Origin of the sequence: Mucilaginibacter auburnensis (assembly GCF_002797815.1) — a bacterium.
GTDB lineage: Bacteria > Bacteroidota > Bacteroidia > Sphingobacteriales > Sphingobacteriaceae > Mucilaginibacter > Mucilaginibacter auburnensis.
Genome location: NZ_PGFJ01000001.1, coordinates 257,926 through 272,120, shown reverse-complemented (window position 1 = coordinate 272,120; position 14,195 = coordinate 257,926). Strand labels below are relative to the sequence as shown.

Genomic DNA, 14,195 nt, shown 5'->3' with positions numbered 1-14,195 from the left:
CCCTGAGCGACAATCCGCTGATAGTTGTACACATTGCCAAACGTATGAACATGCGGGCTACCTATCCAGTTCGGGATTGCTTCGTGCCTCGCAATGACGGGGTGGTGCATGGTGTCCGTCCGCTCAGAATACCGAACGCTTTCGGACGGTCGGACGGGCTTGCTTACGCCTTCTTCCCCTCAATATTCGGCAGCAAGCTTGTTAGTATGCCTATCAGCGGTAAAAATGCACAAACCCTGAACACGTAGTTAATACTGGTAGCGTCAGCCAGTTTACCTAAAAGCGCCGAACCTAAACCGCCCATACCAAACGCCAGGCCGAAGAACAATCCTGCTATCATACCTACTTTACCCGGTACCAACTCGGTAGCATAAACCAAAATGGCCGAGAATGCAGATGCCAGAATAAAGCCAATTATGGCTGATAATACGCCTGTCCAAAACAGCGATGCATAAGGCAACATTAATGTAAATGGCGCTACTCCTAATATAGATATCCAGATGATGTATTTACGGCCAAAGCGATCGCCCAATGGGCCGCCAAATAAGGTGCCTGCTGCTACTGAGCCAAGAAACGTAAACAGATAGATCTGTGATTGCTGTATGGTTAAGTGGAACTTATCTATCAAAAAGAAGGTATAATAGCTGGTCATGCTGGCCATGTAAAAGTATTTGGAGAATACCAACACCAGCAAAATGATCAATGACCATATTACCCTTTGTTTAGACAAGGCCGGATTAATATCGCCCGACGACTCATATTTTTTCTTTACCCTGTCGGCAATACGCGCTTGATACCATTTGGCAATACGAGCTAATATGATGATGCCCGCAATAGCCAGCAAGCAGAACCATATGATGTTAGATTGTCCTCTGGGTATAACAATAATAGCCGCAGCCAGCGGACCGATGGCACTTCCTGCATTTCCGCCTAATTGAAATATAGACTGCGCCAAACCCTTTTTACCGCCCGATGCCAGGTGAGCCACTCTTGAGGCCTCCGGATGGAAGATAGATGAACCTATACCTACCAATGCAACCGACATGAGGATATGGATAAACCCTGATACCATTGATAGTGACAAGAGACCCACTAATGTAAAGCACATGCCGATAGCCAATGAATACGGACGTGGCTTTCTGTCGGTATAATTTCCTACTATAGGTTGCAATAACGAGGCGGTGAGTTGGTTGGTTAGGGTAATTAGCCCGATCTGCGCGAAGGTTAAATTGTATTTAGCCTTGAACATAGGGTATACAGATGGGATAACTGATTGCAGCACGTCATTTATAAAGTGTGCTGCGCTGATGGTAAACAAAATAGAAAATACCGTTTGCTGTACAGCTTGTTTGCTATCGGTATTGGTGGTGGTAATGGTAGCCATATATATTTATAATTAGCCTTTTAAGGCTGATGGTAAATGATCAATAACTTTTGGGTGCAACAATTTCGGCGGCGGTATTCCATGCCGCTTTAGCATCCTGTTTTATAATGTTGTTAAGCAATTCTTCGTGCAGGTGATAGGTGCGTTTAAAGGCGCTGGTATCAACATAAAAATCAAGGAACCAGTTTTTAAGATGATTAGCCACCGAGCGGTATAAGTCTGCCAGTATCTCATTCTTAGATGCCTGCGCAATAGCGAGGTGAAAGCTGATATCGGCCTCAATACACTCCCTCATTAAACCGCTTTCGGCAGCTTCTTTTCTGTTACGGAGGTGTTTGCTTATCTCTTCCACATCTTTATCAGACCGGTTTTGGGCGGCTTTTTCGGCTATTTTCATTTCAATTAGCTCACGCACCTCGTTAAGGTCAGTATTGTTAGCGCGTTTAAGGCGCTGCTCAAAGGGTTCTTTACCTGCGATGGCATCTGCCACAAAAGTGCCTGCACCTTGCTGTACGCGCACCAAACCCGAATTAGCCAACACCTTTATAGCTTCCCTAATGGTAGAGCGGCCCACACCGAACATCTTCATGAGTTCGGGTTCAATGGGTAGTTTTTCATTCACCTGGTATTTCCCGAGCGATATCTGCTCCTGCAGTTTACCGGCTACCTGCTCGGCCAATGAACGTTTAGCGATGAATATTTCCATAATCAACATATCATCTGATGAATTGCAAATGTAGGGAATTATTTATAACTTATGGTTTAATACTTCATCAACCATGGGAAAGTTTTACAATCAAATTGAAGAAAAGCACGCGGAGTTCATGGCCAAACAAAAAATGTTTTTTGTGAGTTCAGCACCATTAGCGGCCAATGGGCATATCAATTTATCGCCAAAAGGCTTGGATTGCTTCCGGGTGTTGAGCGCTAACCAGGTTGCCTATATGGATATTGTGGGAAGTGGCAATGAGACATCGGCGCACCTGTTAGAAAATGGACGCGTAACGTTTATGTTTTGTGCCTTTGACGGCCCGCCGCTTATACTGAGGTTGTATGGCACCGGCAGAACAGTGTTACCAGGCGATGCCGACTGGTCTGAACTTTCTCAGCATTTTGATCTGCTGCCCTTTACCCGACAAATTATTGTGGCAGATATTACTATGGTGCAAACGTCATGCGGCTTTAGTGTGCCGCTTTATAAGCATACCGGAGAACGTGACCATGCCTACAAATGGGCCGAAAATAAAGGACCCGAAGGTTTAGAGAAGTACAAGCGAGAAAAAAACAGGATCAGTTTAGACGGATTGCCAACGGCAATGGCCTATAAGTCGGTCAGGAGGTAAAGTACAAAACGGACGGACACCCAACAAAAAAGGCCCGATATACATCGAGCCTTTAACCTTTTAGCTTTCGCCTTTTACCTTATATTAATAGCGGTAGTATTCCGGTTTAAACGGACCTTCAACCGGTACGCCAATGTAATCTGCCTGATCTTGATCTAAAACGTCAAGCTCAACACCAATTTTAGCCAGGTGCAGGCGTGCAACTTTTTCATCAAGGTGTTTAGGCAACACATAAACCTGGTTTTCGTATTTGTCGGTATTGGTCCAAAGCTCTAATTGTGCCAACGTTTGGTTGGTGAATGAGTTACTCATTACAAAGCTTGGGTGACCGGTTGCACAACCTAAGTTAACTAAACGGCCTTCGGCTAATACAATTACGTCTTTACCTTCAATGGTATATTTGTCAACCTGTGGCTTAATTTCAATTTTGGTGTTGCCATAAGCACCGTTTAACCAGGCCATGTCAATTTCATTATCAAAGTGACCTATGTTACAAACAATAGCTTTGTCTTTAAGCGCGCGGAAATGCTCCTCACGAACGATGTTTTTGTTGCCTGTAGCAGTAACTACTATATCGGCCTCAGCAATAGCGGTGCTTAATTTTTTAACCTCATAGCCTTCCATAGCTGCCTGTAAAGCGCAGATAGGGTCAATTTCGGTTACAATAACACGTACACCTGCGTTGCGTAATGAGTCGGCGCTGCCTTTACCTACGTCGCCATAACCGCAAACAACACCTACTTTACCGGCCATCATCACATCAGTTGCACGACGGATAGCGTCAACCAATGACTCGCGGCAGCCATATTTATTATCAAATTTTGATTTGGTAACCGAGTCGTTAATGTTGATGGCAGGCATTGGTAAAGTACCGGCTTTAACACGCTCGTATAAGCGGTGTACACCGGTAGTAGTTTCTTCAGAGATGCCTCTGATGCCGGCAACCAGCTCAGGGTAACGGTCTAACACCATATTGGTTAAGTCGCCACCGTCATCTAAGATCATGTTTAACGGCTGGCGGTCTTCGCCAAAGAAAAGCGTTTGCTCAATGCACCAGTCAAACTCTTCGGCATTCATGCCCTTCCAGGCGTAAACAGAAATACCGGCAGCAGCAATAGCAGCAGCGGCGTGGTCTTGTGTTGAGAATATATTACATGATGACCAGGTAACTTCTGCACCCAGTTCAACAAGCGTTTCAATTAATACTGCGGTTTGGATGGTCATGTGCAGACAGCCTGCAATGCGCGCTCCTTTTAATGGTTTTGATGCACCAAATTCTTTACGAAGGGCCATTAAGCCCGGCATTTCTGCTTCGGCTAATTCAATTTCTTTGCGGCCCCATTCTGCAAGCGAAAAGTCTTTAACTTTGTATTTGGTGTAAGCGGTCTCTACTGATGACATAGCGTTTCAATTTTTTGAAATGCAAAAATACAGTATTCCCCCGTGAAAGTGAAATGCTTTGATTTTCACTACACATTTATGACGATTAGGTATGCATAACCAGCCTGCCGTTGTAAACACCACCCGTTTCAACAGATAAAGAAGCAGTAGTGATATCGCCGGTTACAACGCCGGTGGCGCCAATTTCAATGGAGTTGACCGTAATGTTGCCGTTAACCTTACCATGCACAACCATTTCTTTGGTACGTACATGGCCATCAATGCTGCCATGTTTACCTAATATTATCCCTTCGGATATTTCAACATCGCCTTTTATGTGGCCGTCTATGCGGGCAAAGGCCTTCGCTGTTAAGCTACCACTAACAACCGAACCCTCGCTTATCAGGGTAGTTACGGTTTGCTTGTAAATGGCGGCTTCTGTGTTCTTTTTTAAAAGCCCCATTAGTTATTCAGCGTTAAAAACCTGGTTGGGTTCACCGGTTTTCCATTTAGTCTAACCTCGTAATGTAAATGTGCCCCCGTTGACCGGCCGGTTGAGCCAACCTGACCAACTTTATCGCCAACGCTAACCTTTTGTCCAACCTTCACCGTAATGCGCGACAGGTGACCATACAGCGTTTCGTAACCATTATTATGCTTAACACGTACGCAGTTGCCATAACCGCCTGCCCATCCTGCTGCAACAACACGGCCATTGGCGGTGCATTTTACGCCGTCGCCATAATTGCCTTTAAAGTCAATACCGGGGTGGTATTCTGCACGGCCGCTGCTAAAAGGATCACTCCTGTAGCCAAACCTTGATGTAAAAGCGCTGATACGCGGGTAGCCCATAGGTGTGAAGGCCACTGCATTTACAACGCTATTCAAATAGCTATCATAAGCCATATAAACTTCCTTGTCAGATAAAGCAGTGTCGGCATTCCCGTTGCCACCCATGGCAGGCGCAGTAAAGCTTTTCAAACCGCGTTTTCTTAAATAATCGTTGATCTTTTTCAGCTTTCCTTCAATAGCCTGAACGTAGCTTTGTGCTTCGTGGTCTTCTTCAGTTTTTTTGACCGTTTCGGGTATCTGACCTTTCAAATTGCTTATCTGTGATAGCAGTTGCTGGCGTTCCAGTTCATGCTGTGCGCTTTGTTTTTGCTGTATAAAAATGGTGAGTATAAGCAGGGATATTATGCTGAACAAACCCAGTGCGTAATACTTTAACCTGCTTATATGCTTTGTTTTTACCTGCAGCGTTTTGGTTGCTGCGTCACTTTTATTTATAATGATGACAGTGCTAACGTCTCGGGACTTTAACTTCATTTGCTTTTTTAACTAGGGATGGGCAAGTTATAAAAAGCACATAAAAAATCAATGGCTTATTTGATAAAAATAACGGTAAGCATCTGCTTTTTAAACAAATATGTACTGATTTAATACGAGTTATAATGATAGCTACTGGTAAACCATGAGCCCCGCAACTTCAAAAATAAGCGGAATAGTACCGTCTCTGGTTTTTTCAGGGTCTTTAACATTTTTTACCACAGTGCCTGCAGGTTTGCCGTTAACTGCTTCCATTTTTCGGGCAGCTATACCTTGTATAATAACCACGCGCCCTTTTAACGCGGAGGGTAGCTTGATGCCGTCATTTTTAAAACGCGCAGAGATAAGCTTGCCCTTGCCGGCCTCCATTTCAAACCAGCCATTTTGAGTGTCAGTAACTCTTAAAACGCGGCCTTTAATTATGGTAGAGATACGGTTTCTTCTATCCATTGAGCTATCCAGTTTAGCTGCATCTAAAACTACACTTGTATCAGGTTTGGTGCCGAATATCATTCCATGTGGAAGCGGTGTCCGTTGTGCATAGGTGTTTAAAGCCATGCAAAGGCCTATACAAGCTAAGAGATATCTCATGTAGTTTTAACAATAAGTAAGGGTCAAGGTTTGATGTTTTTGATAGAGGATGCTCAACGGTTAAAAAAATTTACTAAAAACAAAATTTGTTTAACTGGTGTTGGAGGTTAAAAAACTATCACTATGAAAAAATTAAATGTAACATTAATGATTGCGCTGTCGGCTCTGATGTTTCAGGCCTGTAACAGTGCCGAGAAAGACAGTACCGAAACTGCAGACAGTGTAAACATGGAGAAAGATACCTCTGTGGCTGGCCCGGGTATTGCTGTTGTTGAAGATGATTCCAAATTTGTTGTTGACGCAGCAAACGGCGGAATGACTGAAGTTGAGTTGGGTAAACTCGCTCAGCAAAAGGCTACCAACGCTAAAGTTAAAGAGTTTGCCAGCATGATGGTAATGGACCACTCAAAAGCAAACGAAGAATTGATGGCTTTAGCAAAAGCAAAAAACATTACCCTTCCTGATTCGGTAAGCAGCGAATCAAAGTCAATGATGAAAAGTTTATCAGAAAAAACCGGAGCTGATTTTGATAAAGCTTACGTAAACGAGATGGTTGATGATCATAAAAAGGATGTATCAAAATTTGAATCGGCAAGTAAGAACTTGAAAGACCCTGAATTGAAGGCGTTTGTTGACAAAACGTTGCCTGTATTAAAAGGTCACCTGGATAAAATTACGGCTATTAAAGACGGAATGAAATAATCAGAGGTGAAGAAAAAATGTAAAAAAGGGGCAAAAAAGGCAATTTTTAGTCATTTTTTACCCTTTTTTGTATTTTTTTTGAAAAAAAGTGAAAATTTTATCCCAAAACTAACATCTAATTTTATACCTTTGTTTTACTTATTACATCGGACTAAACCAATTTGTTCTTTATGAGGATAATAAGATCAGTTAATGGAAGGAGAAGCGTAGTAACTTCTCCTTTTTTTATGACCTTATTATAGATAAAGACGTCGCTTTCCGTAGCCACATGAATTATAAATTCATTAAAAAAACCCCATTTAATTCCATTTTTTTAATTTTTTGACAACTTTTTCCTGTTTTTAGTGCATTGTTGCTTAATGATTGTTTAAACAGCTAAATGAGTCGTCAAAATAATGCTTAGAAAAGAACGTATTGCGCTTTTGCAGGAGGGAGTTTTGTCTGAGCAGCAGTTATACGGTATAAAGCTGTCTCTTCATAACGTGAAGCAACAATCACTTCAGTAGTTGCGGCGCGGCTTTTAAACAAGTTTAATGCAAGATCGGGGCAATTATTATCTTTTGACAAATGGGAAAGAAACAAGTGTGACATGAACGATGGCCGATAACTTTCAAAAAGTGCTAAGGCCTGTTTGTTGGAAAGATGGCCTTGGCCACCACGTATACGCCGTTTTAAGTGATACGGATACCGGCCTTGCTCCAACATGTCATCGTCATAGTTTGCTTCCAAAAAAGCTGCATGACATTGCTGAAAATGAGAGATCAGGTTTTCGCATACAACGCCGAGGTCTGTAAATACCCCAACCTTCAAATCACCACAAGTTACCGTAAAGCTATGCGGATGTGCTGCATCATGGATTTTACTAAATGGTATAACAGATAAGCTTCCAACACTTACTGCTTCTTCAGCGCTGAATGTACGCAACAACTGTCCGTCAATTTGCAAACCGGAACGAAAAAGGGTAGGAGGGGTAATGTAAACCGGGAGGTTATATTTTTTAGCCAATACAGTTAAACCGCGGATGTGATCACTATGCTCATGCGAAATGAAAATAGCGCTAACCTTGCGCATTGACAAACCCAGGCGTGCCATGCGTGCTTCGGTTTCGCGGCATGATATGCCTGCATCTATCAGCACAGCTTCATGTTCATTGCCTATGTAATAACAATTGCCGTTACTGCCCGAATTTAATGAAGCCACCCACACACTCATAAGAACAAAATAACTGGTTTTTTATTGCTAAAACAACAAGCATAAAAAAACCGGGCGCTGTATTGCTACAGCAGCCCGGCTATTGTTTAATCAAATTGTATTTAAAGTTTTAGTAGATAAAGCTACCGTCTCCGCGACGTTGCAATGTTCTGCCGCCCCTTTGTGGAGTGCCGCTCCATTTTTGCAGGTTAAGCGTAAAGCCAACCATTATGTATTGGCTAAACAAACTTGAACGTGTATCTGTCCAGCCATTACCATTGTTTTTTTGCGCACGGTTGATAAAATTGTTTTGATTGAATATGTCATACATTGATATCCTTAAAACGCCGTTACGTTTCGCAAACAATTGCTTTTCAAGATAAGCGTTTGCAACAAATGGATTTGCAGCGACATTGCTTTGTAGCCCTTTTACATAGTTTTTGCTGAGGTCGTACTCGAAAGCCCAGCTTCTGTCTTTACCAAAGTATACGCGCCCTTCTAAATTGGCGCTTAAGTAAGTTACATTATTATTTGCAGCGCCGCCCAAGCTACTAAATGTGCGGGTTAAAGTGTGCCTTACTGTTGGATTTATCTCAATTACATCATTGGGATTTATTCTTGGGCCGAATCGTTCAGAGAATGTATAAGTTGTGCCATTAGTTGCTAAGCCGTTGCTTAAGCCAACAGTATAGTTGTAACTGGCGCGGCCATCTAACATCAACGTATAACGTCTGTCGCTAAAACTTTTAGAAATGTTATAGGTTCCTGATACCGTTTTACCACCATTCATGTTAACGTAACGCGTTTCACGACCAGCGCCGCTTGCGGTAGCAATAACTCGCGAGTCTGTAACTATCTGGTTGTTATTCAAACTTCCATTAATGTTTGCCGATAAGTTAAGTCTGCTATTAGCGATATAGTTGTTATACCTCACAGAAACAGTATGCCTGAAAGCTGGTTTTAAATCCGGGTTACCTATTGTACGGTTAGGAGCCTGTGATAAATCAGGAACAGGTTGTATTTGGTCAAATGACGGTTCGCTTGGTGTACCACTATAATTGATAGCTAACTGTTGTTGGCGAGACCATTGATATTGGAAACGTAACAAGGGTACCAGAAAGAAATTATTTCTGACTGTTTGAATATTTCCGCGGCTTACGTTAACACCTTCCATGTGTGTTGGAATGGCAGTTGCACCAAGCGATATGTTAAATTTAGTTTTCACCAAACGATAGTTAAGGTTCGCCCTTGACTCTGTAAATGAATAATTGTAAACATTTGAAGCATAATCAAGCCTTGTAGCAGCACCTTGGTCATTTAAACTGTCAGTTAGTAATGAATTGTCGTATCCGCGATAATTGCTTGAGCCGTTAAACTCTAATTGAGAGTAAGCACCTAAAGGTTCTACATAGGTAATGCTTGCGCGATAGTTTTTTGAAAAGTTGTCAGTGGTGATAATACGATGAATAAAAGGATTTTTGATTACAGTACCATCGGTGCTTTGTACAAGGGAGTTTTGTTCTCTTTCTTGTGACTGATCAGCATTTGTTAAATTAAACTGAATAGAAAGATTTCGGCGGTGGTTTTTCTTAAATATATACTGATAAAAAGCTATTATACCATAAGTTGGAGTGGAAGAACTTGTTTTGTTATTGCTGTTATTGATTTGGTTTATAAAACCTTTTTGCGTTTGATCCTGCATGTTTGTTGAGGAAGAATTAGCATAGCTAAAACTTGGAGTTATCCGGAAAAAGTTAGAGCTGTCTGGAGTAAACTCAAACTCCATGCTTACGCGATGAGTTTTATTGTTGTTCAGATTTTTACTATTTGTAGTTGAAAAAACCTCTTTACTGCTACCGTCTGGTTGCCTGTAAAGGGTTAGGTCCTCTGTATTATTGGTAGTGGTGCCATTTGAGAAGTTGTAACCATAACTACCGTTAACTTGTAACGTTTTACTCAATTGATCACGATAGTTTATAGATGGGTTACCGCTAACGGTGTTACCTCCACTGCCGTTAACTTGTATAACACCATTTTGGTTAAACGTTGGTATACCGTTAAGCGTGTTTGAGATTGTACCATTGATGCCTATTACCTGATTGCCGTTGAGGCGTTGTACACTTACCCGTTCTTCATGCCTTTCACGCGACCCGACATTGGCGCTTGCCCGAATAATGTTACCAACAGATCTGTCAGCACGGGTTGTTAGGTTAAGTACTTTAGTTGGATCGCCGGTTTTAATACCGGTACGGCCAGCCTGGTCGCCGTAGTCATCAACTACCTGAAATTTGTCTACAATATCTGCCGGTAATGATTGTATTGCCTGAGCTACATCTCCGCCTGCATAGTCTTTTCCATTTAAACGGGCTTTAGTTACCGATTGGCCCTGGAAGGTTACAGAACCATCTGTGCCAACTTCAAAGCCTTCAGCCTTTTTCAGCATTTCGTCAACAGTGGCATTTGCACGTACTTTATAATCGCTTGCGCGGTATTCTACGGTATCTGTTTTATAAGTGATACTTGGTTGGCCATTTACCGTAACTACCTCAAGCAATTTACCCTCATCATGCATTTCAATCGGATCAAGAACAATTCGTTTGATAACATCATTTTGCTTGTACCTCCTTATCTCTGTAGCCTGACCAACAAATTTTACCGTTAACACAAAAGTAGCCAGCTTTACATCTTTAAAGATGAAAATACCATCTTCATTGGTTGCGGCAACAAGTGAGTCTTTTGCAGATACCAGCTTAACGCTGGCACCAATAATGGTTTCGCCTTTAGCGTCTTTAACCACGCCGCTCACTTCGCGCGAGGGAAGTGGTTCTGGCAACGCTTGTGCCGGCTGCTGGGCAAATAAGCTGCATGAGAATAAAAGCCCCACAGCCAGTAGTAATAGTTTCTTCATTGTATAAGTTTATTTATATAGGTTGGTGTTGGTTATATTATTTTTTTGCAAGGGTATATTTGCCCCAAAAATCGCTTGGGCTTGTCATTTCCTGAAGATTAAAGGTGTTATTTCCTCGTGGCGCGCTTCCTCCGCTGCCGGCAAAGCCACCGTTCATTCTCATAGTAACTACACGCGGACCACCGCCACCTGCAGCAGGGCCGCCAGCTTCAGGGCCCCCGCCGCCCATGCCACCTCCCATACCGCCGCCCATTGCCAAATCGCCAATGTTAAGGCCGGGTATTTGCAAGCCGTTAACTTTAACGTTATAAGCAATTTCGTTGGTGCTGGCTGTAGTAAGGCCAATTAACTTTAACGGAATGGCAACTTCGTACTGATAATTGCCCTTATCATCATAGTTTGCCATAGTTTTTACCCCATATTCGTTATAAAGGGAGATCAACGAGTCGGGAATATCTTTAAAGCCCGCAACTTTTATTTCTTTAGCCTGAGCCAAAGATTGTTTACGCATGGCTAACATGGCCGAGTCCATTTGCCCTTGCGTGCCACCCATCATCATGCGCATATTGCCTCCACCGGGTGCACCTCCGCCCATCACCATAACAGCACCACCGGGTGCACCGCCCGGACGCTGGCCACCACGCTGAAAGTTTTGACGTACAACAAATGGATAAGTAAGGCTATATGCATTTTCAGTTTTCTTTTTACCGTCTGTATTAACGGCAATAGTTATACCGCCTGCAGCAATTTTGTTATTGTTCATCATATCAGCCGACTTGAAAACGAAATAGACGTTTTTTTCATCATTTGATACCGTATAATAAAGTTTGGTTGATTTGTTAAAAGCCTGAAAGTTGTCGTTCCATTCAGTAAGTTTTCCATCAGCTTTAACACCTGCTGGTGCCCAAAGGCTGGTTTCCTGCACATCTTTCAGTTTTTTCTCCTGAGCCAAAACAGCCAGGCTGCTCAATGCCAATATTGAAGTAATTGTGAATAGCTTTTTCATCTTTTTTGATCTGGGTTACTTGCCGTGATTTTAAACCACATACAAGGTTAGGTTGTAATAAGCATTAGTGAAAATAAAGTATACAAGGCCTTATAATGTTGCGACAATATGGCTGATTGCTGCGACATCAATATTAGACAAAACCTTTATAAACTAAAATATTAGTGATGTAAATTTATAGTTACTCTGCTAAATGAATGGTAAGGTCTACAGTAAATTTATCGGGTGTGTTTGAAATAGTGAGTTCGTGCTTGTTCGGATACAAAATTGCAAGCCGCCTGCGCACATTTGCTATACCAATGCCAGAGTTGCTGTCTTTAGAGTCATCAGCCGGGCCAACGTCATTGGTTACATTGAAGTGCATTATACGTTTCTCCTCGTTTACAGATAAACTGATATCAATAACCGCTGTCTCGAGGGTACCGGTTCCATGTTTGAATGCGTTTTCAACAAAAGGAATGAGCAACATTGGTTCAATAGCGTAAAAATCAATATTCCCTTCTACATTCAGATTGGTTTTAACGGTATCTCTAAAGCGAAGCATTTGCAGGCTGATAAAGCTTTTTATGTATTCAACTTCCTTCCCTAATAACACCTTTGCGTCATCACTTTCATATAACATGTACCTCATCAGTTGCGACAGGCTGACTATTGCAGGTTCTAACGCGTCTGATTTCTTTCGCGCAAGCGCCACCAGGTTATTCAGTACATTAAATATAAAGTGAGGGCTGATCTGTGAGCGCAAGAATGTTAATTCTGATTTAAGATGAGCTGTTTCGCGCTCTTTTAAAAGCTGTTGTTTGGCCCTATTATCAATTATTATACGGTAACAAACGCTCAATAAAATAGCTATCAGTGGCGATAGCAGATCAAGATACATGTATCTTGGCCCGCGGCTGAAACGGTATACATTTATGCGGGGGCCGCCTTGCCTGAAACTATTTGTATCGCGAGACCTGTCAGGCATTGGGCCGTGATATTCATTCGTGTTTGTTCTGTTAGCGCTATCCTTCAATTCATATCTGAATACTTGAGCACGCGGCCCGAAACTTCCTCGTTGCGTACTGTCGTTAAAACGGGTTTGCCATGGCCGCATCCTCATACCCTCATATGGGTTTGGCCGCAAATAAGCCCAATAGATCCAGTAGGCACCCATTAATAAAACAAAGGAAAGGATATACAATGCTCTTTTTTTGTTGATTAGGGGATATACTACGTAGGTGTGTACATAGAAAACAATAAGTAGCGCCAGGTTTGAGGTTATAACCCCCATAACAAACCTGCGATGCAGCTCAATAGGAATAGGGCTGTTCTCGTCCCGGCCTAAAAAAGGAAGTACTAAAAGGCTAAACCATATTATTGATGGAAGCACGTATTGTATCCAGCGCCAACTAATCAGTTTTTTCATGGTACAAATAAAATCAATAAAAAACAGGCTGTAACATATATGAGACAAAACGCCGCAATGCTGCGACGAAATTGCTTACCCGGAACCAAGTTGTTGGCAATATTTGCTAATATTGTAATAACCAAGTATGAACTGTATAATAATTGACGACGAGCCATTGGCGCTTGAACTGCTGGAAGACAATATAAGCCGTGTAGAAAACCTGCACCTGGTGGCTAGTTGCCGGTCGGCTACTCAGGCTTTGCAACTCATGCAGGATAGAGAGATCGACCTTATATTTTGCGATATACAAATGCCGGGTATAAACGGATTGCAGTTTGTTAAAAGCCTGGCACAAAAACCACTCATAATTTTTGTTACCGCTTATCAGGAATTTGCGCTTGACGGGTTTGAGTTGGACGTGGTTGATTATCTACTAAAGCCGGTATCGTTTGAACGGTTTTTGAAGGCTTGTAATAAAGCGCAGCAACAGTTTGAGTTAACACGCAAACAACCCGAAGCGAAATCAGACACTTCAAGAAAATACATATTTCTGTATGCTGACTATAACCTGATAAAAGTAAATCATGATGATATTACTTACATTGAAGGGTTAAAAGACTATGTTAAGATACACCGAGTTAGCAATCCCAAGGCTATTATATCTCGCGTTACCATAAAATCGTTAGAAAGCCAACTGCCGGGTGATACATTTTTCAGGGTGCATAAATCATATATAGTTAATCTTGATCATGTGCATTCTATACGGAAAGGCCGCATTAAAATTGCTGATGCAGAGATACCATACAGCGATAGTTTTAAGGATATCATTACACAAATGACCGGGAAAATAAATTTCTAATAACCTGCTCATAATTTTATAATCGTTTTTTATTTTGTTTTATTCGGACTATAGATTTATTCTATATGCCATAAACAAATGCAATGCACCCGCAGCTTAAAAACATATATATTTG

The 14,195-nt window shown here is 42.0% G+C and carries 13 protein-coding genes; 3 read left to right on the top strand and 10 right to left on the bottom strand.

What is annotated here, in order from left to right; all coding sequences use genetic code 11:
- Positions 1-163: 163 nt before the first annotated feature.
- Both CLV57_RS01230 and CLV57_RS01225 read right to left on the bottom strand, forming a co-directional pair.
- Positions 164-1,384, bottom strand: coding sequence for an MFS transporter (locus CLV57_RS01230; RefSeq protein WP_100339549.1), 1,221 nt, complete (start codon positions 1,382-1,384; stop codon positions 164-166).
- A gap of 40 nt (positions 1,385-1,424) precedes the next feature.
- Positions 1,425-2,090 carry a FadR/GntR family transcriptional regulator gene (locus CLV57_RS01225; protein ID WP_100341267.1) on the bottom strand — a complete coding sequence of 222 codons (666 nt, stop codon included), beginning with the start codon at positions 2,088-2,090 and terminating at the stop codon, positions 1,425-1,427.
- A gap of 73 nt (positions 2,091-2,163) precedes the next feature.
- Between CLV57_RS01225 and CLV57_RS01220 the strand changes: the two genes are divergently transcribed.
- Positions 2,164-2,727, top strand: a complete 564-nt coding sequence (locus CLV57_RS01220; RefSeq protein ID WP_100339548.1) for a pyridoxamine 5'-phosphate oxidase family protein — start codon at positions 2,164-2,166, stop codon at positions 2,725-2,727.
- 84 nt (positions 2,728-2,811) lie between these two features.
- On the opposite strand, the gene ahcY is transcribed toward CLV57_RS01220, so the two are convergent.
- The 4 genes from ahcY to CLV57_RS01200 all read right to left on the bottom strand — a co-directional run bounded on the left by ahcY (position 2,812) and on the right by CLV57_RS01200 (position 6,024).
- On the bottom strand, positions 2,812-4,128 hold the full coding sequence (ahcY, locus tag CLV57_RS01215) for an adenosylhomocysteinase (RefSeq protein WP_100339547.1): 1,317 nt from the start codon (positions 4,126-4,128) through the stop codon (positions 2,812-2,814).
- 85 nt (positions 4,129-4,213) lie between these two features.
- Positions 4,214-4,570 (bottom strand): bactofilin family protein, encoded by a 357-nt coding sequence (locus tag CLV57_RS01210; RefSeq protein ID WP_100339546.1) that lies wholly within the window; start codon positions 4,568-4,570, stop codon positions 4,214-4,216.
- The gene (locus tag CLV57_RS01205; protein ID WP_100339545.1) at positions 4,570-5,433 is read right to left on the bottom strand and encodes a M23 family metallopeptidase; all 864 of its coding nucleotides are present in this window, start codon (positions 5,431-5,433) and stop codon (positions 4,570-4,572) included. The genes CLV57_RS01210 and CLV57_RS01205 overlap by 1 nt, the downstream gene beginning before the upstream one ends.
- 132 nt (positions 5,434-5,565) lie before the next feature.
- Complete coding sequence (locus tag CLV57_RS01200; protein WP_100339544.1) at positions 5,566-6,024, bottom strand: DUF4920 domain-containing protein; 459 nt, start codon at positions 6,022-6,024, stop codon at positions 5,566-5,568.
- Positions 6,025-6,147: 123 nt separating this feature from the next.
- On the opposite strand from CLV57_RS01200, the gene CLV57_RS01195 reads away from it, so the two are divergent.
- Positions 6,148-6,726, top strand: a complete 579-nt coding sequence (locus CLV57_RS01195; RefSeq protein ID WP_100339543.1) for a DUF4142 domain-containing protein — start codon at positions 6,148-6,150, stop codon at positions 6,724-6,726.
- Between the two features lie 399 nt (positions 6,727-7,125).
- Here CLV57_RS01195 and CLV57_RS01190 read toward each other — a convergent pair whose 3' ends face one another.
- The 4 genes from CLV57_RS01190 to CLV57_RS01175 all read right to left on the bottom strand — a co-directional run bounded on the left by CLV57_RS01190 (position 7,126) and on the right by CLV57_RS01175 (position 13,239).
- A complete protein-coding gene (locus CLV57_RS01190) occupies positions 7,126-7,938 on the bottom strand; it encodes an MBL fold metallo-hydrolase (protein WP_100339542.1) in 813 nt (270 codons plus the stop codon).
- A 109-nt stretch (positions 7,939-8,047) separates the two neighbouring features.
- Positions 8,048-10,825, bottom strand: a complete 2,778-nt coding sequence (locus tag CLV57_RS01185) for an outer membrane beta-barrel protein (RefSeq protein WP_100339541.1) — start codon at positions 10,823-10,825, stop codon at positions 8,048-8,050.
- Positions 10,826-10,862: 37 nt separating this feature from the next.
- Positions 10,863-11,831 (bottom strand): hypothetical protein, encoded by a 969-nt coding sequence (locus CLV57_RS01180; protein WP_100339540.1) that lies wholly within the window; start codon positions 11,829-11,831, stop codon positions 10,863-10,865.
- Positions 11,832-12,012: 181 nt separating this feature from the next.
- The gene (locus tag CLV57_RS01175; protein ID WP_100339539.1) at positions 12,013-13,239 is read right to left on the bottom strand and encodes a sensor histidine kinase; all 1,227 of its coding nucleotides are present in this window, start codon (positions 13,237-13,239) and stop codon (positions 12,013-12,015) included.
- A gap of 127 nt (positions 13,240-13,366) precedes the next feature.
- On the opposite strand from CLV57_RS01175, the gene CLV57_RS01170 reads away from it, so the two are divergent.
- On the top strand, positions 13,367-14,080 hold the full coding sequence (locus tag CLV57_RS01170) for a LytR/AlgR family response regulator transcription factor (protein WP_100339538.1): 714 nt from the start codon (positions 13,367-13,369) through the stop codon (positions 14,078-14,080).
- Positions 14,081-14,195: the final 115 nt, after the last annotated feature.

What these genes read in the sequence shown, in the direction of transcription:
- CLV57_RS01230 (WP_100339549.1), bottom strand. Translation starts at nt 1,384, where the DNA reads ATGGCTACCATTACCACCACCAATACCGATAGCAAACAAGCTGTACAG.
- CLV57_RS01225 (WP_100341267.1), bottom strand. Translation starts at nt 2,090, where the DNA reads ATGGAAATATTCATCGCTAAACGTTCATTGGCCGAGCAGGTAGCCGGT.
- CLV57_RS01220 (WP_100339548.1), top strand. Translation starts at nt 2,164, where the DNA reads ATGGGAAAGTTTTACAATCAAATTGAAGAAAAGCACGCGGAGTTCATG.
- ahcY (WP_100339547.1), bottom strand. Translation starts at nt 4,128, where the DNA reads ATGTCATCAGTAGAGACCGCTTACACCAAATACAAAGTTAAAGACTTT.
- CLV57_RS01210 (WP_100339546.1), bottom strand. Translation starts at nt 4,570, where the DNA reads ATGGGGCTTTTAAAAAAGAACACAGAAGCCGCCATTTACAAGCAAACC.
- CLV57_RS01205 (WP_100339545.1), bottom strand. Translation starts at nt 5,433, where the DNA reads ATGAAGTTAAAGTCCCGAGACGTTAGCACTGTCATCATTATAAATAAA.
- CLV57_RS01200 (WP_100339544.1), bottom strand. Translation starts at nt 6,024, where the DNA reads ATGAGATATCTCTTAGCTTGTATAGGCCTTTGCATGGCTTTAAACACC.
- CLV57_RS01195 (WP_100339543.1), top strand. Translation starts at nt 6,148, where the DNA reads ATGAAAAAATTAAATGTAACATTAATGATTGCGCTGTCGGCTCTGATG.
- CLV57_RS01190 (WP_100339542.1), bottom strand. Translation starts at nt 7,938, where the DNA reads ATGAGTGTGTGGGTGGCTTCATTAAATTCGGGCAGTAACGGCAATTGT.
- CLV57_RS01185 (WP_100339541.1), bottom strand. Translation starts at nt 10,825, where the DNA reads ATGAAGAAACTATTACTACTGGCTGTGGGGCTTTTATTCTCATGCAGC.
- CLV57_RS01180 (WP_100339540.1), bottom strand. Translation starts at nt 11,831, where the DNA reads ATGAAAAAGCTATTCACAATTACTTCAATATTGGCATTGAGCAGCCTG.
- CLV57_RS01175 (WP_100339539.1), bottom strand. Translation starts at nt 13,239, where the DNA reads ATGAAAAAACTGATTAGTTGGCGCTGGATACAATACGTGCTTCCATCA.
- CLV57_RS01170 (WP_100339538.1), top strand. Translation starts at nt 13,367, where the DNA reads ATGAACTGTATAATAATTGACGACGAGCCATTGGCGCTTGAACTGCTG.